The sequence below is a fragment of the Rathayibacter sp. AY1C4 genome (assembly GCF_002932195.1).
Classification (GTDB): domain Bacteria; phylum Actinomycetota; class Actinomycetes; order Actinomycetales; family Microbacteriaceae; genus Rathayibacter.
This window is the reverse complement of record NZ_PSWE01000005.1, coordinates 91,372-109,386: the sequence shown is the minus strand read 5'-3', so window position 1 is coordinate 109,386 and position 18,015 is coordinate 91,372. Positions and strand designations below refer to the sequence as shown.

Here is an 18,015-nt window from a genome sequence, read left to right as displayed (position 1 = left end):
CCGGGCGCGCCGCCGCACCCTCCCCGGCCGGGGAGGCTCAGACGAACGCAGCGGTGCCGGTGATCGAGCGGCCGACGATCAGCGTGTTCATCTCGCGGGTGCCCTCGTAGGAGTAGAGGGCCTCCGCGTCGGCGAAGAAGCGGGCGACGCCGTAGTCGAGGACGATGCCGTTGCCGCCCATCACCTCGCGGCACCAGGCGACGGTCTCGCGCATCCGGGCCGTCGCGTAGGCCTTCGCGAGGGCGGAGTGCTCGTCGCGCTGCTCGCCTGCGTCGAGCATCTCGGACACGCGGGTCGCCAGGGCGATGCTGGCCGTGATGTTGCCGATGCTCTTGACCAGGAGGTCCTGCACCAGCTGGTGCCCGACGAGCGGCTTGCCGAACTGCACGCGCTCCTTCGCGTAGCGCAGCGCCGCGTCGTAGGCGCCGATCGCGACGCCGATGGCCTGCCAGGCGACTTCGGCACGGGTGAGCCGGAGCACCTTCGCGGTGTCGCGGAACGAGTTCGCGCCCTGCAGGCGCAGCGACTCCGGGACGCGGACGCCCTCGAGCACGATGTCGGCGTTCTGCACCGTGCGCAGGCTCTGCTTGCGCGCGATGGCGGTGGCGCGGTAGCCCGGCGTCGAGGTGGGGACGAGGAAGCCCTTCACCTGGCCGTCCTCCGCGTCCTTCGCCCAGATCACGGTCACGTCGCTGAAGGTCGCGTTGCCGATCCAGCGCTTCTCGCCGTCGAGTATCCAGTCGTCGCCGTCCCGGCGGGCGGTGGTGCGCAGGCCCTGGGCGGAGTCGGAGCCGGAGTGCGGCTCGGTGAGGCCGAAGGCGCCGACGACCTCGCCCGAGGCGAGCTTCGGCAGCCACTCGGCGCGCTGCTCCTCGGAGCCGGCGACGCCGACCGTGCCCATCACCAGGCCGTTCTGCACGCCGACGTAGGTCGCGATGCCAGCGTCCACCCGGCCCAGCTCGAGCGCCACCCAGCCGCGGAACACGGCGGAGTTCTCGATCGCGCGGGTCTCGGGCCAGGAGAGGCCGATGACGCCGGTGGCGTGGATCCCGGGGATCAGCTGCCGCGGGAACTCCGCGCGCTCCCAGTACTCGTCGGCGATCGGCCGCACCTGCTCCTCGAGGAACGCGCGGACGCCGACCAGCAGCTCCTTCTCGGCGGGCGTGAGCGCCGCCTCGAACCCGTAGAAGTCGGCCCCCAGGGTCTCGAAGGTCGTGCTGTCCATGCTCTGTGCTCCCTCGCTCGTCGGATGCGGCACGGCGACCGCTCCGACGGCGACAGTGCTGCGACTCCCAGCGTACGAAGCGCGCCTGCGAGTGCCGCGTCCTCTGGCGGAGAGCACCAACAGGCGGGCCCTCCTCCCGGGCCCGCGTTGTGGATCCTGCTAGCGTCGCAGCGGAGCGGCCCCGGCGCGTCCGGCTGAGCGGCTCGGACCCACCCCTCGGACGGAAGGCCAGCGCTCCCGTGTTCATCCCGATCGGCAACACCCCCCGCGACTACGCCTGGGGCTCGCTCACCGGCATCTCGGAGGCCCTCGGCACCGCGCCCTCCGGCGCCCCCGAGGCCGAGCTCTGGCTCGGCGCGCACCCGGGCTCGCCCGCGCGCATCCTCGACCCCGCCTCGGTCGGCGCCGGCACGCTCGCCGAGTGGATCGCCGAGCACCCCGAGGCGGCGCTCGCCGGAGTGGAGGGGTCGGTCGATCCGGTCTCGGGCGCTCCCCGTCTGCCGTTCCTGCTCAAGATCCTCGCGGCGGGCGGGCCGCTGTCGCTCCAGGCCCACCCCTCGTCCGAGCGGGCCCGGCGCCGGTTCGTCGAGGAGGAGGAGGCCGGCATCCCCCGCGACGCCGCCGATCGCAACTACAAGGACCCGTTCCACAAGCCCGAGCTGATCTACGCGCTCAGCGAGAGCTTCGACGCGCTCTGCGGCTTCCGCGAGCCGGCGGACGCCCGGGCGCTGCTCGCCGAGCTGGCCGGGCGCGCCCCGGCGGAGGAGGCGGCCGCGATCGCGCGGTTCGCCCGGACGCTCGAGGGCGAGCCCTCGGAGGTCCTCCGCGGCGCCGTGTCGTGGCTGCTCGCCGACGGCGACCGCGCCGAGGTCGCCGCGCTGGTGTCCGCGGTCGTCGCGGCGTCCGCGGGCGACGACCGCCTCGAGACGACCACGGTCCGGGACCTGGCCGAGAGCTACCCGGGCGACCCCGGCATCGTGCTCTCGCTCCTGCTCAACCGCGTCCGCCTCGCCCGTGGCGAGGTGCTCTACCTCCCCGCCGGCAACATCCACGCCTACCTCGCGGGCACGGGCGTGGAGCTGATGGCCGCCTCCGACAACGTGCTGCGCGGGGGCCTCACGCCCAAGCACATCGACGTGCCCGAGCTGGTGAGCGTGCTCGAGTTCTCGCCGCTGCCCGTGCCCTACCTCCCGGCCGAGCAGGCCGGACCGGGCGTGCGCGTCTACCGTCCGGACGTCCCCGACTTCGTGCTCGCCGTCGTGGAGCCGGAGTCGGAGACGCCGGCCCGCGTCGCCCTGCACGGACCCGCCATCGCGATCGCGACCGAGGGCTCGTTCTCGCTCGAGGGCGCCGAGGGCTCGGTCCACGTCGAGCGCGGCGGCAGCGTGTTCGTGACCCCGTCGGAGGGCACTCTCGCCGTCACCGGACGGGGCACGCTCTTCGTCGCGACGGTCTGATCCCTCCAGCGATCCCGGTGCCGGCCGCTCAGGCGGCGAACGTGCGGCGGTAGGCCGCCGGCGTGGTCCGCAGGACGCGCGTGAAGTGGTGGCGCATCACCGCGGCCGTGCCGAAGCCGACCCGCGCGGCGACCGCCTCGAGGGTCAGCTCCGTCTCCTCCAGCAGCACCTGCGCCCGGAGGAGGCGCTGGCGGGTGAGCCAGGCGAGCGGAGTCGTGCCGAGGTCGGCCCGGAAGCGGCGCGCGAAGGTGCGGGGGGCCATCACGGCGCGACGGGCCAGCGCCTCGATCGAGAGGTCCTCGTCGAGGTGCTCCAGCATCCACTCGGTGACCTCGGCCAGCGAGTCCGCGCGCGCCTCGGGAACGGGGGTCCGCAGGTACTGCGCCTGCCCGCCGTGGCGCTGCGGGGGCACGACCATCCGCCGGGCGACGACGCTCGCCGCCGTCGCGCCCAGCTCCTCGCGCACCACGTGCAGCGCCGCGTCGATGCCGGCCGCGGTGCCCGCGCTCGTCACGATGCGCCCCTCCTGCACGTAGAGGACCTCGGGGTCCACCGTGACGGAGGGGAAGCGCCGGGCGAGCTCGGCGGCGTGCATCCAGTGGGTGGTCGCGCGCCGGCCGTCGAGTAGGCCCGCCTGCGCCAGGGTGAAGGCCCCGCTGCAGACGCTGAGGATCCACGCGCCGCGCTCGTGAGCCTCGCGTAGGAGGTCGAGCACCTGCTCGTCGGCGGGCCCGCGGCCGTGGGCGGGGACGGCGATCAGGTCCGCGTCCCGGGCCGCGTGGAGACCATCGGCGATCAGCAGGTCGAATCCGAGGCTCGTGCGGACGGGGCCCGGATCGGGAGTGGCGATCCGGAAGTCGAGGGCGGGACCTCCGTCGGCGCCGCGGTCGATCCCGAACACCTCGCAGACGACCCCGAACTCGAACGGCGCGAGGCCGGGCAGGGCGAGGAGGGCGACGGAGCGGAGCACGACGGCAGGATATCGCCACCCGTCGTCATCCGGCCGATCCGCGCCGTCGATCCCCGCCGCTAGGGTGTCTTCCGGCGCGCGGAGTCGCGGGCCCGCACCGAGGAGGATCCACATGGCATGGCTGGTCACCGGGGGAGCCGGGTACATCGGGGCGCACGTGGTGCGCGCGTTCTCGGAGCAGGGCATCGACCCCGTCGTCCTCGACGACCTCTCCTCGGGGCACGCGTCGTTCGTGCCCGAGGGCGTCCCGTTCCACCAGGGCTCGATCCTCGACGAGGCCCTGCTCGACCGCGTGCTCGCCGAGCACGACATCGAGGGCGTCGTCCACGTCGCCGGGTTCAAGTACGCCGGAGTCTCGGTGCAGCGCCCCCTGCACACGTACGAGCAGAACGTCACCGGCACCATGCGCGTGCTGGCGGCGATGGAGCGCGCCGGGGTCTCCTCGATCGTCTTCTCCTCGAGCGCTGCCGTCTACGGCGCGGTCGACGTCGAGATCGTCACCGAGGACACCCCCAAGAGCCCGGAGTCGCCCTACGGCGAGTCGAAGCTGATCGGCGAGTGGCTGCTCGCGGACGCGGGGCGGGCGCACGGCGTCCGGCACGCCTCCCTGCGCTACTTCAACGTCGTCGGGTCCGGCTACCCGGACGTCTACGACACCAGCCCCCACAACCTCTTCCCCCTCGTCTTCGAGGCTCTGTTGGACGGCCGCACGCCCCGGATCAACGGCGACGACTACCCGACGCCGGACGGCACCTGCGTCCGCGACTACATCCACGTCGCCGACCTGGCGCTCGCGCACGTCGCCGCGGCGCGCCGCCTGGCCACGAGCGAGCCGATCGACCCGGTCTACAACCTGGGCAGCGGATCCGGGGCCTCCGTCGGGGAGATCATGCGCGCGATCGCCGACAGCACCGGCATCGCCTTCACGCCCGAGGTCGCCCCGCGGCGGCCGGGCGATCCGCCCCGCATCGTCGCCTCCGGTGAGACGGCGGCCCGCGACCTGGGCTGGGAGATGCGGCACACCGTCGCCGAGATGGTGGAGAGCGCATGGCGCGCACGGAGCGCCGCGACGGCCTGATCGGATCTCACGTTCGCGACACGCCGGTGTGTCGTGAACCCTCCACGGCGGGTTGAGGGTTTATGGTCCGCGACTTGACCTGAGCGAATGACACCGCTGTAATTACCTAGGCAGCGGCTCCGGGAGGAGCGGCCGCCGATCATCGGTTCGCAGGCGGGGCAGGAGACGGCATGACGCTTCCGGAACAGCACTCCGGAGTCCCTGAGGACTGGTTCGTCGATCCGGTCCGTCTGGGCGTGCCCGGGGTCCGACCCGGTATCGACACCGCGACCGAGGCGCCGGGGGGCGCGCTCTCCTGGCAGGTCGACTCGCTGTGCGCGCAGACCGACCCCGAGGCCTTCTTCCCCGAGAAGGGCGGCTCGACCCGCGACGCCAAGAAGATCTGCACCTCGTGCGAGGTCCGGGCGCAGTGCCTCGAGTACGCGCTCGAGAACGACGAGCGCTTCGGCATCTGGGGCGGCCTCTCCGAGCGCGAGCGCCGGAAGCTGCGCCGCCGGGCCTAGTCCCCTCCTCGCCGCGACCCGACCGACGGGGCGGCGAGCCGCAGGCGGGCGGCGCGGCGGCATCGCTTAGGGTGGTCCGCGATGTATCCACGAGTCACCGCCGTCCTCGTCGCGCGCAACGGCGCGGCCTATCTGGAACGAACCCTCGCGGCACTGCGGGCGCAGACCCGTCAGCCCGACGCGACGGTGTTCGTCGACGGAGGCTCGAAGGACACGACCGACGAGCTCCTCGCGTCCTGGGGTCCGACGCAGCTCGTGCAGGTCGCCGAGCACCTCCCCTTCGGCCAGGCCGTGGCCCGCGCTGTCCGCGTGATGCAGCCGCCGGCCGGAGAGGACGAGTGGCTGTGGCTGCTCGCGCAGGACTCCGCCCCCGAGCCCGGCGCCCTCGCGGCGCTGCTGGGAGCCGTCGAGGTCGCCCCCTCCGTCGCGGTCGCCGGCCCCAAGATCATGGACTGGACGCGCTCCGGCTACATCCGCAGCTACGGCGAGTCGATCACCAAGCACGGCACGACCGTCCACCTCGTCGAGGACGAGCTCGACCAGGGCCAGCACGACTCCACGCCCGACGTCCTGGCCGTCGCCGCCGGCGGCATGCTCGTGCGCCACTCCCTCTGGGAGGAGCTCGGCGGATTCGACCCCGGCCTGCCGGTCGTCGACGACGCGCTCGACTTCTCGATCCGCACCCGGCTCGCCGGACACCGGGTCAGCCGCGTGCCGGACGCCCGCGTCACCACCGCCCGCATCGGGCTGCAGCGCCCCGACGGCCGCCGCATCGACAGCGGCGAGCGGCGCCGGGCGCGCCAGCACCGCACCGCGCAGCTGCACCGCCGGCTCGCCTACGCGCCCGTCGCGCTCCTCCTCCTGCACTGGCTCTCGCTCGTCCCCCTGGCGATCGGCCGCGCGGTCGTGCGCCTGCTGCGCAAGCAGCCCGGGCTGGTCGGAGGGGAGCTGCTGGCGGCCCTCGTCGTCGCCTTCGGGGGGACGAAGGTGCTGCGGGCCCGCACCGTTCTCCGCTCGTCGAAGAACGTGGGCTGGAAGGCGATCGCGCCGCTGCGCATCCCGCTGGACGTGGTGCGGCAGCTGCGCTCGGTGCGCCACGACGCCGTGCGCGTGCAGGCCGGGCGGGACCGCCATCCGCTGCACTTCTTCCAGGGCGGGGGAGTGTGGGTCGTCCTCGTCGCCGCGCTCGCCGGCCTGGTGATCTACACGCCGCTCCTCGCTGCTCCCGCGCTCAGCGGCGGTGGTCTGCTGACGCTCTCGCCGACCGTCGGCGAGCTGTGGCGCAACGCGGCCTACGGCTGGCGCGACCTCGGCTCGGGGTTCATCGGCGCGGCGGACCCGTTCGCCGCCGTCCTCGCCGTGCTCGGCTCGCTGACCTTCTGGTCGCCCAGCTACTCGATGGTGCTGCTCTACCTCGTCGCGCTCCCCGCTGCCGCCCTCGGCGCCTGGCTGATGATCGCCCGGCTCACCCCGCGCGCGACCGCCCGCGCCGCCGGAGCCCTCGTCTACATCCTCGCTCCCGCCTTCTTCGCCGCGCAGGCCGACGGGCGCCCCGCCCCGCTGCTGGTGCACGTGCTGCTTCCCTGGCTCTTCTTCGCCGGGTTCGGCGCGTACCGCTCCTGGTCCGCCTCCGCGAGCGCCTCGATCCTGGCTGCGGCCGTCGTCGCGTGCGCGCCGGTGCTGGCCGTGCCGCTCCTGGTGATCTGGCTCGTCGTCGTCGCCACCTCGGGGCGGCGGATCGGCCGCTTCCTCGGCCTGCCGATCCCCGCGGCCGTCCTCCTCTTCCCGCTGGTGGTCGCCCGCGCACCGCGGGGCGACTGGCTCGGCGTCCTCGCGGATCCGGGCGTCCCGCTGCCCTCCGCGCAGTCGGACCTCGTCGCGCTGCTCGCCGGCTTCCCGGCCGGTCTGCCCGACGGATGGCTCGCGTTCCTCGGCGGTCTGGGGATCGGCGCCTCCGCCGCCCCGCTGGTCACGGCCGTGCTCGTCGTGCCGCTGATCGTCGCGGCGCTGGCCGCCCTCCTCCTCCCGAACAACCTCTCGGCCCTCGGCGGAGTCGGCGTGGCGGCGGCGGGTCTCGTGACCGCCTCGCTCGCCCAGGGCGTGCAGGTCGCGACCACCGGCTCCGAGGCGGTCTCCGTCTGGAGCGGCACCGGTCTCAGCCTCTACTGGCTCGGCCTGGTGATCGGCGCGTCGCTCTCGCTCGCCGCCGTGCGCTCGGTGCGCGTGGTGCCGGCGCTCGTCGTCACGGCCGCGGCGGCAGCACTGGTCGGTCCGCTCGCGGTGGCCTTCCCGACCGGCGCCGGCACGTCCGTGTCGACCACGTCGGACCGCTCGCTCCCCGCCTACGTGGCGGCCGAGGCCCGGAACGACCCGCGGGTGGGCACGATCGTGCTCGTCCCGCAGGCGGACGGCGGCGTCCTCGCCCGACTGGAGCGCGGAGCGGGCGCGACCCTCGACCAGCAGTCGACCCTCGCGAACACCGGCGCCGAGAGCACGGACGCGATCGACGAGCTGGCGGGCAACCTCGTCTCGCGGACGGGCTACGACGTCCCCTCCGCGCTCGAGAGCCTCGGCGTGCGCTTCGTCGTGCTGACCGAGCCGGCCGGCACCCAGGTCGGCGACGCGGCCGCCGCCGTGCGCGCGCGGGCGGCCGTCTCCCTCGACGGCAACGCGGCGTTCTCGGCCGTCGGCGACACCCGCTACGGGCTCCTCTGGACGGCCGTCGACACCGAGGGGACCCGCACCGAGGCCGCTCCGTCCGGCGTGGTCGGGCCCTTCGGGATCGCCTACACGATCGCCCTCCTCCTCGTCTTCGTCGTCGCCCTCCTGCTGGCGGTGCCCACCGGGCTCTCGCTCGAGCGGGGCCGCTCCAGCGGCGCGGTCGCCGGGATCGACGACGAGCCGGGCGAGGCCACCGGCCAGTTCGACGACGGGAACGACGATGTCTGACCCCGCCGACCAGGAGAAGCAGATGCCCGAGTCCTCCGCCCGCCGCTCCCGCGCGGAGCGCCGCGCCGATCGCGCCGCGGCCTCGACGCCCGATCGCGCACCCTCGGCCGCCCGTCGGCGCCGGACGGCCCTGCGCGGTGCGGTGGGCGCGGCCGGAGTCGTGATCGCCGCGGCCGCCGTGGTCGTGCCCCAGCTCCTCCCGTCCCCCCTGGTCTCGAGCGCCGCGGAGGGCGTCGTCGTGACGCCCGTCGCGGCCGACAGCTCGCTGGTCTGCGGCGGCGATCTGATCGACGCCGGAGAGCCGGAGCAGCTGCGTGCCCTCGACGGCGCGGCGACCGCGGTCCGGCCCGAGGGCTCCACCTCGGACCCCACGGTCCTCGACGAGGACGACGTCGCCGCACCGGGCACCGGCATCACCGGCCTGAGCGTGCCCGCGGGCTCCGACCCCGCTCCCGGCGGAGCCACCGTCCAGGGCATCGGCACGGACACCCTCTCCGGACTGTCGGCCCGCGCCTGCGCCGAGCCCTCGGCCGACAGCTGGCTCGTGGCCGGCTCGACCGACGTCGGGCGCACCTCCGTGCTGATCCTGGCGAACCCGAGCGAGGTCGCCTCCACCGTCGACCTCACGCTCTTCTCCGAGACCGGCACCGTCCAGGCCACCGGCGCCACGGGCATCGTCGTTCCGGCCGGAGCGGTCCGCGCGCTCCCGCTCGCGGGGCTCGCCCCCGGGGTCGTCCAGCCCGTCGTGCACGTGACCGCCCGGGGCGGCGAGGTCGCCGCGAGCATGCAGAGCAGCGCCATCTCCGGCCTCACCCCGGAGGGCGTCGAGACCACCGGCCCCTCCGCCGGCCCGGACACGCTCGCCGTGATCGCCGGCTTCACCGTCACGTCGCCTCCGGCCGAGACCGCGAGCGACGACGGCAGCGGCGGCGCGGGCAGCCCCGTGCTGCGCATCCTCACCCCCGGCGACGCCGACAGCACGGTCTCGGTCGAGGTCACCAACGAGGATCCGAGCGGGTCGGGCGCCTCCAGCCAGGTCGTCGTCCCCGCCGGCCTCGTCGGCGAGGTCCCGCTCACGGGCCTGGCGGACGGCTCCTACCGCATCGTCCTGCGGGCCGATCAGCCGATCGTCGCGGCGGGGCGGACGACCTCGACCGGCTCGGCCGGCACGGACTTCGCCTGGTTCGCCTCCGGCACCGCGACCACGACGCCCTTCGGCGTCGCCGGCACGGGCGAGGGCGACGCGCGGCTGCACCTGGTCAACGGCAGCGACTCGACCGCCTCGGTCGAGATCGAGGCCCCGGGCGGCACCCGCACGCTCGAGCTCGGCCCGTTCGCGGCTCTCGCGACCCCGCTGGACGGCGACGGCGCGGTCGTCAGCAGCACCCAGCCCGTGCAGGCCTCGGTCTCGATCGCGCGCGACGGGCGGATCGCCTCGTACACGATCGTCCCGCCGGGACCGCTCTCCTCGCCGATCACGGTCTACTCGCACTGAGACGCGGGGCGGCGGCGCCTCGGCGGTGCCGGCGCCTCAGAGCTGCCGGCGCCTCAGAGCTGCCGGCGCCTCAGGGGTGCCGGTAGCGGTCCGGGGAGATGTCCCACGGGTCGCGGCCGAGCAGCTCCGCGACGGCGCGGAACACGTAGCTCTCGATCAGCATGCGCTGGTGCCACTCGTCGCGGCGGTGCAGCTTCGCCAGGCGCTCGATCGGCACACGGTAGAGCGTGATGCGGCGCGCGGCGTGGTCGACGCGCCACCGCGCGATGCCCGTGCCCTGCAGCCGGTCGGGGTCGACGTCGGGAGTCGCCGCGACGTCGACGCGGATGCCGGCGAGCTCCTCCGGCCAGGTGCCGCGGAGGTAGTCGAAGGCCGAGCCGATCGTCGCCTCGAAGAAGTCGGAGCGGGTCTGCAGCAGGGGGAGGTGCGGACCGGTGATCGGCCCTCGTGCGCCGCGGCCGTGCCGGTCGCGGGAGCCTCCGCGCGACCCGCTCGTCGGGCGAGCGGCGGAACGACGAGCACGGGGCATGGCTCCAGCCTATTGCTACTGTGGGCGGCGATGACCGGACGGCACTGCTCGCGGACGGGCTGCCGCGCGCAGGCCGTCGTCACGCTGACCTACGACTACCGCGACTCGCTGGTGGCGGTCGGGCCGCTGAGTCCTGCGCCGGATCCGCACGGTTACGACCTCTGCGCCGAGCACGACCGGCGGCTCCTCGTCCCGCGCGGCTGGGAGACCGTCCGCTACGGCGCGGGGCCCGCCTAGGCCGCTGCCGCGCGCGTCAGGGCCGCTCGGGGAAGCCGCGCGGCGTGCTCGAGAGCACCGGGGCCAGCCGCTCGAGGCGCTGGTCGGACAGGAGAAGGGCGCGCTCCTCCCGCGTCCGGCGGAGGGCCGCCACGGCGAGGAGGAAGTCCTCCGCGGGCGCGGCGGGCAGCGGGGAGACGTGGACCGCGGTCTCGTCGGCCAGCGCGGCGGCGAGCTGCGAGCGCGAGGGCTCCGTCATGCCGTGGCGCTGACGGAGGAACTGCGCCAGTCGGCGCGCCAGTGCGTCGGGGAGGCGCGCGGTGTCCGCCGTGACGGCCCAGCCCCGCAGCGGCTCCGGGATCTCGACGACCAGCGGCTCCGCGCGGGGAACGCGCTCGAGCTGGCTGTGCGTGCCCGCGAGGACGTCGCCGAGACGGCGCGATCGGCGCGAGAGGAGGCCGACGACCGCGGCGAGCCCGCCGAAGGTCATCAGGATCTCGAGGACGCCGGTGAGGCCGCGCACGAGGGCGTGCCGGAAGCCGATGGAACCGCCGTCGTCGCGGACGACGCGAGCGCCGACGGTGAGCTTCCCGAGCGAGCGGCCGCGACTGGCCGTCTCGACGGTGACCGGCACGATCACCACGGCGATGACGAGGGCCGCGATCGCCACGGCGGCCGAGGCGGCGGGGTCCAGGCCGCCGTCCCCGGAGAGGGAGGAGACCAGCAGGAACAGGCCCAGCGCGAGCAGGAGCTCCGCGATCAGGTCGATGATCGCGCCGACCGCGCGGAGCGCGAACGAGGTGACGGGCACCTCGAGCGCGATCGCCTCGCCGGTGATCAGGTCGGCGTCGTCGAACTCGGTGCGCTGCTCCTCCACGGTGCTCCTCCCGGATGCTCGGCCTCGGCGGCGTGCCTGGCTATCCTGTCAGGAGATGGACATCGACGCTCTCTCGGCCGCCCGCGCTGCGCAGTGGACCCGCCTCGACGAGCTCTCGCGCAGGCGCCGCCTGACCGGAGCCGAGGCGGACGAGCTGATCGAGCGCTACCAGGCGGCATCCGCGGACCTCGCCACGATCTCCTCCACCGCCGGATCGACAGCCGTCGGCACTCGGCTCGCCGTCTCGCTCTCGCGGGCTCGGGGACGCCTGACCGGCACGCGAGACGAGCCGCTCGCCGCGGTCTCCCGCTTCGTCGTCCTCTCGCTCCCGGCCGCTCTGCACCGGCTGCGCTGGCTGACGCTCGCCGTCGCCCTCGCGACCGCGGTGGTGGCGACGCTCTACGCGCTCTGGATCCTCGGCGACCCGCGCCTGCTCGCCGCGCTGGGCGACGACGAGGAGCTGCGGCGCTTCGCCCGAGGCGACTTCATCGACTACTACTCCGAGAACCCCGCCGCCTCGTTCGCCGGGCAGGTCTGGACCAACAACGCCTGGATCGCGGCGCAGTGCGTGGCCTTCGGGATCGTCGGCGTCTACGTGCCGTACATCCTGCTGCAGAACGCGCAGAACCTCGGCACGTCGATCGCGGTGATGTTCCATGTGGGGGAGGGCGACACGTTCTTCCTCTACATCGCGCCGCACGGACAGCTCGAGCTGACGGCCGTGTTCGTCGCCGCGGCCGCGGGCCTGCGGATCTTCTGGGCCTGGATCGCTCCCGGCGCGCGCACCCGCGGCCAGGCGCTCGCCGAGGACGCGCGGAGCCTGTTCACGGTGGCGATCGGCCTGGTCTTCGTGCTGCTCGTCTCGGGCGTGATCGAGGGGTTCGTCACTCCGGCACCCTGGCCCTGGTGGCTCAAGATCGGGATCGGGGCGCTCGCCCTCGGCGCGTTCCTCTTCTACATGATCGTCGTCGGCGGGCGCGCGGTGCGGGCGGGGGAGACGGGCGACCTCGACCGGTTCGAGGCCGGGTCGCGGAGCATCGCGGCCGGCTGAGCCGAGCCGGACGAGCACGGCCGTCGAGTCGCGCTCCCGGGAGCGGCGACGGCCCCTCTCGCAGGTCAGAGCCGTCCGGCCGCCTTGAGGGCGAGGTAGCGGTCCGCGAGCGCCGGCGGGAGAGCGGAGGGGCTGCCGAGCACGACGTCCCCGCCGAGACGGCGGACGGCGGCCGAGAGCCGGTCGACGTCCGCGAGCGAGCGCTCCGCGGCGGCGGCGGAGTAGACCGCGGCCCGGTCGCTCCGGTCCTCCGCCATCCGCTGCAGCTCGGGGTCGAGCGCGCAGGCGACCACGACCGTGTGCACGCGGGTGAGCTGCGGGAGCACCGCGAGGAGCCCCTCCGCCGAGCCGACCGAGTCGAGCGCGGTGAGGAGCACCACCAGCGAGCGCTGGGAGGCCAGGGTGCGCACCTGCGCGGGCACCGCCGCCCAGTCGGTCTCGATGAGCTGGGGCTGCACGGGGGCGAGGGCGTCCACGACGCGGGTCAGCACCTCCGTGCCGGTGGCGCCGTGCACGCGGGCTCGCCGGGTGCGGTCGAACGCGAGCACGTCGACCCGGTCGCCGGCCGAGGCCGCGAGGGCCGCCAGGAGGAGCGACGCCTCGATCGCCGTGTCCAGGCGCGGCTCGTCCTCGATCCGTGCGGCGGACGTGCGGCCCGTGTCGAGCACGACGATCACGCGCCGGTCGCGCTCCGGGCGCCAGGTGCGGACGACCGGCTCCCGGCGCCGCGCGGTCGCCCGCCAGTCGAGCGAGCGGACGTCGTCGCCGCGGACGTACTCGCGCAGGCTGTCGAACTCCGTTCCCTGCCCGCGGATCATCACGCTGGTCCGCCCCTCCAGCTCGCGTAGCCGCGCCAGGCGCGAGGGCAGGTGGCGACGGGAGCGGAAGGCGGGCAGCACCCGGACGACGGCCGGCGCGGCCCGCGTCGCCTGGCGGCCGGCCAGCCCGAGCGGCCCGCGGGAGCGGATGGTGACGTGGAGTGCCCGGCGCTCGCCGCGGCGGAGCGGCTCCAGGACCGTGGTCACCGCGCGGCGCTCGCCCGGCGGCAGACGCAGGGGCGACCGGGTCTCGAGGGCACCGGCCGAGGGCTCCCAGGCGTCGCGGAGGACCCCCGTGATCCTCCTGCGACCGGTGCTCGTGACCAGGAGGGTCGCCTCGGCCCTCTCGCCGAGCCGCACCCGGTCCGGCACCCGCCGCTCGAGCACCACGGCCCGGGGCGAGCCCGCGACCGCGACGTCGATCCCGACGAGGACCGCCCAGGCCAGGAGCCAGAGGCCGAGCACGGCGAAGGCGACCTCGGGGCGGCCGCCCAGGAGGACGACCGGCACCAGGCCGACGAGGAGGACAAGGACACTGCGTCCGGTGAGGTGCACGGCTCAGACCGGGACGCGGACCTGCTGCAGGATCCCGCCCAGGACGGCCTCGGTGCGGACGCCCTCGAGCTCCGCCTCCGGCTCCAGCTGGATGCGGTGGCGCAGCACGGGCAGGACCATCGCCTGCACGTGGTCGGGGGTGATCGAGCCGTAGCCGTTGAGCCAGGCCCAGGCGCGGGACGCCGCGAGCAGGGCGGTCGAGCCGCGGGGGCTGGTGCCGAGCTTGACGCTCGGGCTCTCGCGGGTGGCGCGGGCGAGGTCGACGATGTAGCCGAGGACGTCGGGACCGGCTCCGACTCGCCGGGCCGAGGCCTGGGCGGCGCGCAGACGGGCGGCGTCGAGCACGGGTCGCACGCCCGCGGCGTCGAGGTCGCGCGGGTCGAAGCCCGCGGCGTGGCGCGAGAGCACCTCCACCTCGACGTCGCGCGGCGGGATGTCGAGCACGAGCTTGAGCAGGAACCGGTCCAGCTGGGCCTCCGGGAGCACGTAGGTCCCCTCGTACTCGACCGGGTTCTGGGTGGCGGCGACGAGGAACGGGTCCGGCAGAGGCAGGGTGCGCCCGTCGACGCTGACCTGGCGCTCCTCCATCGCCTCGAGGAGCGCGGCCTGGGTCTTCGGCGGCGTGCGGTTGATCTCGTCCGCCAGCAGGAGGTTCGTGAAGACCGGGCCCTCGCGGAAGGCGAAGCCGGAGGTGGAGGCGTCGTAGACGAGGGAGCCGGTGATGTCGCCGGGCATCAGGTCCGGCGTGAACTGCACCCGGCGGGTGTCGAGGCCGAGCGAGACGGACAGGGCGCGCACGAGCAGCGTCTTCGCGACTCCGGGGACGCCCTCGAGCAGGACGTGGCCGCCCGCGAGGAGGGCGATCAGGAGCCCGGAGACGGCGCCGTCCTGGCCGACGACCGCGCGGCCGACCTCGGAGCGGACCCGGTCGAGCTCGGCGCGCAGGTCGTCGTCGGAGACCGGCGCTCCGTCGCGGGCGGAGGGGGTGGTGTCGCTCATCGGGAGGGGCCTTCCGGTCGTCGGGCGGTCGTCGGGGAGAGGGCGGCGCGGAGCGCGCTCTCGAAGCGGAGGAGCTCGTCGGAGGCGGCGACGAGGGCGGCGTCGTCGCCCGGCAGGTCGTCGACGAGCAGACGGCGCAGCGCGGCCTGATCGCGGCCGAGGCGCTCGGCGGCGACGGCGACGATCTCGTCGACCCCGGTCGCCGGAGCGAGTCCCAGGAGCGCGGCCGTCCGCCGGAGGGTGCCGATGCGCAGTGCGTCGAGGGCGCGGGGCCGGAGGGCTCCGCGCGCGTAGAGCCGCGCGCGGCCGCGGGCCGTCTCGCTCGCATGCACGACGACCGGCAGCGGCTCGACCGCGAGCGGGCCGAGCCGGCGGCCGCGCCAGACGGCGGAGGCGACGAACACGGCCACCAGCAGCAGGAGAGCCGGAGTCACCCAGCCGGGGGCGAGATCGGCGGGTGCAGGGGTGGTGCTCGCCGAGTCGGCGGCTCCGGCGCGGTACCAGACCAGCCGGTCCTCACCGCCGAGCAGTCCGAGTGCGAGAGCGGCGCGGCCGTCCTGGCCGATGGTGCCGTTGCGGAGGAGGTCGGCGTCGCCGATCGCGGTGACGTCGGCGCCCTGCGGGAACCCGGTGCTCACGAGCAGGAAGCCGTCGTCGCCTGAGGGGAAGCAGCCGACCGCGTCGCCGTCGTCGAGGATCCGGTACGTGCTCCCTCCCGCGGGGAGCGTCCCGGCGCGCTCGGCCGCCGGGAGCGGGCACTCGGCGCGGAAGGGGCCGTCGCCGGCCGGGGAGCCGGCGAAGCGGACGTCCGGCAGCAGGGCGTCGAGCGCGGCTCCTCCCGGGGTCACCAGGACGAGCGAGGCCGAGGCGCGGGCGAGCCGGCGGTACTGGGCCTCGTCGAGGGCCACGTCCGGGTCGTCGACGAGCAGTGTCGCGTCCGGGGAGGAGGCGGCGAGAGCGGAGTCCAGGTCGTCGGCGCGGACGACCTCGACGCCCTGATCGCGCAGCACCTGGGCGAGCGCGCGGGCGCCGTCCGGGGTCGCGCTGTCGACGTCGAGGTCCGGGGCGGCCACCCGGGTCCCGGTCGCGACGGTGAGCAGCAGAGTGCCGACCGCGACGATCACGAGCAGGAGCACCCACACCCGTCCGCGGCGCAGCAGCGCGCCGAGGGTCGGGCTGGAGACCGTGTCGGCGCTCACCGGGGCGCCGCCAGGGCGTCCAGGACCGGCGAGGCCGCGGCGAGCTCGCGGTCCAGAGCCGCGACCCGCTCGTACTCGGCCGGGCCGCAGGGCTGCCCGAGGTAGCGCACGCGGTCGAAGTCGTCGGCCGTGCGGCGCAGCGCGGCGGCGGAGGAGGGGAAGGCCGCAGAGGCGCGCGACGCCAGGCCGAGCGCGGTCGTGCCGGGCGAGACCCGCAGGACGGTCCGCTCGTCGAGGGAGCGCACCAGGGCGCGGAAGCGCTCGACGAGCGCCTCGTCCCAGTCCCCGCGGGCGGCCGCGGCCTCGGCGAGCGAGCGGAGGGTCGCGGCCGAGCGGGTGTCGTCGTCGGCGAGCACCGCTCCCGTGACGGTGCTGCGGCGACCGGCGCGGGGCCGTCCCGCGATGACGAGCGCGGCGACCACGAGCGCCACCAGCACCAGCACGCCGATCACGGCGGCGATCGGAACCGGCGGGCCGTCGCCCTGCAGCGTGAGGGAGGCGAACCAGTCGCGCACCGCCTGCACCACCCGGTCGAAGAGGGTCGGCTCGGCCGCCCGGTAGCGCGGGTCGGCGAGCTCCTCGAGGAGGAGTCGGCGCGCCTGCACCGCGTCGGGCTCGAGAGGGGCCGCGGCGAGGATCACGGGCGCTCCGGCACGGGGAAGGGATCGGGGGAGGGGCGGCCCGCCGCGCGCTCCTCGACGTGGCGCATCAGCACCAGGTCGAAGCCCTCGCGGCGCATCCGTCGGTCGAGGTAGACCAGGCCCGTCACGGCCGACTGGAGCACGGTGCCGACGGCGCCGATCACGAAGCCCACGGCGACGGAGGCGATCGTCACCACGAGCGAGGTGACGAGCTGCGCGTCCGGGTCGGTCGGGGCGATCAGGGCGCCGGCGATCGGGATGAGCAGGCTGAACGGCGTGGCCACGATCTGGCCGGCGACCTGGATGATCACGGTCATCAGCGCGAGCGCGCCGAAGGTGCGCCAGAAGCCGCCCGCCACCAGCCGCCAGGAGCGCGCCACCGCACGGCGCAGCGGCAGCCGCTCGACGACGATCAGGCTCGGAACCAGGGCGAGCTTCGTCGACAGCCAGACCCCCAGCGCGAGGGCGACCAGGCCGGAGCCGACGAGCACCAGGATCCCGCCGACGATCGCGCTCGACGTCCCGTCCATCGCTCCGATGACGAACAGCGGCACGGCGAGCGCCACGGCGAGGAGCACCAGGAGGAGGTAGCCGACGCCCTGCAGGACCGTCCAGCCGATCAGCGCCCAGAAGCGGCCCCGCAGCCGGGCGAGCAGCTGTCGGAAGGTCGCCCGCTCGCCGAGGACGCCGCGGGTGACCTCGAGCACGACCACGCCCTGCACGAGAGCGCCGCTGGCGAGCGAGACGGCGAGGGGGATGAGGGCGGCCAGGACCACGACCGCGAGGGAGCCCGCGCCGACGGCGTCGCGGTCGGCGGACTCCGCCTGTGCGATGCGCCCGACGGCGAGCACCGCGATCAGGCCGTAGACCGCCAGGGCGAGCACCGACCCGAGGCCCTGCACCAGCAGGGCGACGCCCAGGGTCGTGCGGGGGCTGCGGCGGAGGACCTGGAACGGGGCGCCGAGCAGGGTGCCGAAGCCGAGCGGGCGCAGCGGCACGAGACCGGGCTTGGGCGGGGGAGTCCAGCCGGGCGCGGGGCGACCGGGCGACCAGGGGCCGGCGCCGGAGGCGTGCGACCAGGAGCCCCCGGCGGGAGCGGGTGGTACGGGACCTGCGCTCGGCGGCGCGGGCGACCAGGAGCCCCCGGCGGGAGCGGGTGGTACGGGGCCTGCGCTCGGCGGCGCGGGCGACCAGGCCGGGGCGACGGGAGCGGGCAGCGGCCTGCGCCGGTCGCCGTCCTGCGCCGGGACGGCCGCGTCGTCCGGACGCCCTGCGGGCGGGGGCCACTGAGCTGCGTCGGTCATCCCCTCCATGCTGTCATAGGCGTGCGGGCGGGGTACTCCCCCGAGCGGACCCCCTTCGCCCGCAGAGCCCGCTCCCCGCCCACGGAGAGGTGCGTCGGTTAGCCTGGGTCGGGTCACCGTGCGCGCCGTGGGCGGGCGCGACCCGAGAC

Annotated in this window: 16 protein-coding genes; 7 read left to right on the top strand and 9 right to left on the bottom strand. The window is 75.3% G+C overall.

The genetic code is table 11. From position 1 onward, the window contains the following. Window positions 1-37: 37 nt before the first annotated feature. Window positions 38-1,225 (bottom strand): acyl-CoA dehydrogenase family protein, encoded by a 1,188-nt coding sequence (locus C5C99_RS04100; RefSeq protein WP_104255244.1) that lies wholly within the window; start codon window positions 1,223-1,225, stop codon window positions 38-40. Between the two features lie 239 nt (window positions 1,226-1,464). Between C5C99_RS04100 and manA the strand changes: the two genes are divergently transcribed. Further along, complete coding sequence (gene manA / locus C5C99_RS04095; protein WP_104339631.1) at window positions 1,465-2,682, top strand: mannose-6-phosphate isomerase, class I; 1,218 nt, start codon at window positions 1,465-1,467, stop codon at window positions 2,680-2,682. A 28-nt stretch (window positions 2,683-2,710) separates the two neighbouring features. On the opposite strand, the gene C5C99_RS04090 is transcribed toward manA, so the two are convergent. After that, on the bottom strand, window positions 2,711-3,652 hold the full coding sequence (locus C5C99_RS04090) for a GlxA family transcriptional regulator (protein WP_104224147.1): 942 nt from the start codon (window positions 3,650-3,652) through the stop codon (window positions 2,711-2,713). A gap of 112 nt (window positions 3,653-3,764) precedes the next feature. On the opposite strand from C5C99_RS04090, the gene galE reads away from it, so the two are divergent. The 4 genes from galE (at window position 3,765) to C5C99_RS04070 (ending at window position 9,677) form a co-directional block, all read left to right on the top strand. Beyond that, window positions 3,765-4,730, top strand: a complete 966-nt coding sequence (galE, locus tag C5C99_RS04085) for a UDP-glucose 4-epimerase GalE (protein ID WP_104224146.1) — start codon at window positions 3,765-3,767, stop codon at window positions 4,728-4,730. A gap of 170 nt (window positions 4,731-4,900) precedes the next feature. Further along, window positions 4,901-5,233, top strand: coding sequence for a WhiB family transcriptional regulator (locus tag C5C99_RS04080; RefSeq protein ID WP_104224145.1), 333 nt, complete (start codon window positions 4,901-4,903; stop codon window positions 5,231-5,233). 81 nt (window positions 5,234-5,314) lie between these two features. Next, the gene (locus C5C99_RS04075; protein ID WP_104339630.1) at window positions 5,315-8,182 is read left to right on the top strand and encodes a glycosyltransferase family 2 protein; all 2,868 of its coding nucleotides are present in this window, start codon (window positions 5,315-5,317) and stop codon (window positions 8,180-8,182) included. Beyond that, a complete protein-coding gene (locus C5C99_RS04070) occupies window positions 8,175-9,677 on the top strand; it encodes a DUF5719 family protein (RefSeq protein ID WP_146085462.1) in 1,503 nt (500 codons plus the stop codon). The genes C5C99_RS04075 and C5C99_RS04070 overlap by 8 nt, the downstream gene beginning before the upstream one ends. 70 nt (window positions 9,678-9,747) lie before the next feature. Here C5C99_RS04070 and C5C99_RS04065 read toward each other — a convergent pair whose 3' ends face one another. Then, window positions 9,748-10,206: a metallopeptidase family protein gene (locus C5C99_RS04065; RefSeq protein WP_104224142.1), complete on the bottom strand. Its 459-nt coding sequence runs from the start codon at window positions 10,204-10,206 to the stop codon at window positions 9,748-9,750. A 30-nt stretch (window positions 10,207-10,236) separates the two neighbouring features. Between C5C99_RS04065 and C5C99_RS04060 the strand changes: the two genes are divergently transcribed. Continuing rightward, the gene (locus tag C5C99_RS04060; RefSeq protein WP_104224141.1) at window positions 10,237-10,443 is read left to right on the top strand and encodes a DUF3499 family protein; all 207 of its coding nucleotides are present in this window, start codon (window positions 10,237-10,239) and stop codon (window positions 10,441-10,443) included. A 16-nt stretch (window positions 10,444-10,459) separates the two neighbouring features. On the opposite strand, the gene C5C99_RS04055 is transcribed toward C5C99_RS04060, so the two are convergent. Then, window positions 10,460-11,299, bottom strand: coding sequence for an RDD family protein (locus C5C99_RS04055; protein ID WP_258063626.1), 840 nt, complete (start codon window positions 11,297-11,299; stop codon window positions 10,460-10,462). A gap of 55 nt (window positions 11,300-11,354) precedes the next feature. Between C5C99_RS04055 and C5C99_RS04050 the strand changes: the two genes are divergently transcribed. Further along, window positions 11,355-12,350 carry a stage II sporulation protein M gene (locus tag C5C99_RS04050; protein ID WP_104232803.1) on the top strand — a complete coding sequence of 332 codons (996 nt, stop codon included), beginning with the start codon at window positions 11,355-11,357 and terminating at the stop codon, window positions 12,348-12,350. A gap of 65 nt (window positions 12,351-12,415) precedes the next feature. On the opposite strand, the gene C5C99_RS04045 is transcribed toward C5C99_RS04050, so the two are convergent. Genes C5C99_RS04045 through C5C99_RS04025 form a run of 5 tightly spaced genes read right to left on the bottom strand, consistent with a single transcriptional unit; the run spans window position 12,416 to window position 17,866 of the window. Next, complete coding sequence (locus tag C5C99_RS04045; protein ID WP_104294946.1) at window positions 12,416-13,723, bottom strand: DUF58 domain-containing protein; 1,308 nt, start codon at window positions 13,721-13,723, stop codon at window positions 12,416-12,418. 3 nt (window positions 13,724-13,726) lie between these two features. After that, window positions 13,727-14,722 (bottom strand): MoxR family ATPase, encoded by a 996-nt coding sequence (locus tag C5C99_RS04040; protein WP_104224137.1) that lies wholly within the window; start codon window positions 14,720-14,722, stop codon window positions 13,727-13,729. Then, on the bottom strand, window positions 14,719-15,921 hold the full coding sequence (locus C5C99_RS04035) for a DUF4350 domain-containing protein (RefSeq protein WP_104225485.1): 1,203 nt from the start codon (window positions 15,919-15,921) through the stop codon (window positions 14,719-14,721). Before C5C99_RS04035 ends, C5C99_RS04040 begins: the two co-directional genes overlap by 4 nt. Next, window positions 15,918-16,562 carry a DUF4129 domain-containing protein gene (locus C5C99_RS04030; RefSeq protein ID WP_104339628.1) on the bottom strand — a complete coding sequence of 215 codons (645 nt, stop codon included), beginning with the start codon at window positions 16,560-16,562 and terminating at the stop codon, window positions 15,918-15,920. The genes C5C99_RS04035 and C5C99_RS04030 overlap by 4 nt, the downstream gene beginning before the upstream one ends. After that, complete coding sequence (locus C5C99_RS04025; RefSeq protein ID WP_146084551.1) at window positions 16,559-17,866, bottom strand: hypothetical protein; 1,308 nt, start codon at window positions 17,864-17,866, stop codon at window positions 16,559-16,561. Before C5C99_RS04025 ends, C5C99_RS04030 begins: the two co-directional genes overlap by 4 nt. Window positions 17,867-18,015: the final 149 nt, after the last annotated feature.

Bases quoted from the DNA above. Each gene is read 5' to 3' on its own strand.
- C5C99_RS04100 (WP_104255244.1), bottom strand. From the start codon at position 1,225: ATGGACAGCACGACCTTCGAGACCCTGGGGGCCGACTTCTACGGGTTC.
- C5C99_RS04075 (WP_104339630.1), top strand. From the start codon at position 5,315: ATGTATCCACGAGTCACCGCCGTCCTCGTCGCGCGCAACGGCGCGGCC.
- C5C99_RS04070 (WP_146085462.1), top strand. From the start codon at position 8,175: ATGTCTGACCCCGCCGACCAGGAGAAGCAGATGCCCGAGTCCTCCGCC.
- C5C99_RS04025 (WP_146084551.1), bottom strand. From the start codon at position 17,866: ATGACCGACGCAGCTCAGTGGCCCCCGCCCGCAGGGCGTCCGGACGAC.
- C5C99_RS04065 (WP_104224142.1), bottom strand. From the start codon at position 10,206: ATGCCCCGTGCTCGTCGTTCCGCCGCTCGCCCGACGAGCGGGTCGCGC.
- C5C99_RS04040 (WP_104224137.1), bottom strand. From the start codon at position 14,722: ATGAGCGACACCACCCCCTCCGCCCGCGACGGAGCGCCGGTCTCCGAC.
- galE (WP_104224146.1), top strand. From the start codon at position 3,765: ATGGCATGGCTGGTCACCGGGGGAGCCGGGTACATCGGGGCGCACGTG.
- C5C99_RS04080 (WP_104224145.1), top strand. From the start codon at position 4,901: ATGACGCTTCCGGAACAGCACTCCGGAGTCCCTGAGGACTGGTTCGTC.
- C5C99_RS04050 (WP_104232803.1), top strand. From the start codon at position 11,355: ATGGACATCGACGCTCTCTCGGCCGCCCGCGCTGCGCAGTGGACCCGC.
- C5C99_RS04060 (WP_104224141.1), top strand. From the start codon at position 10,237: ATGACCGGACGGCACTGCTCGCGGACGGGCTGCCGCGCGCAGGCCGTC.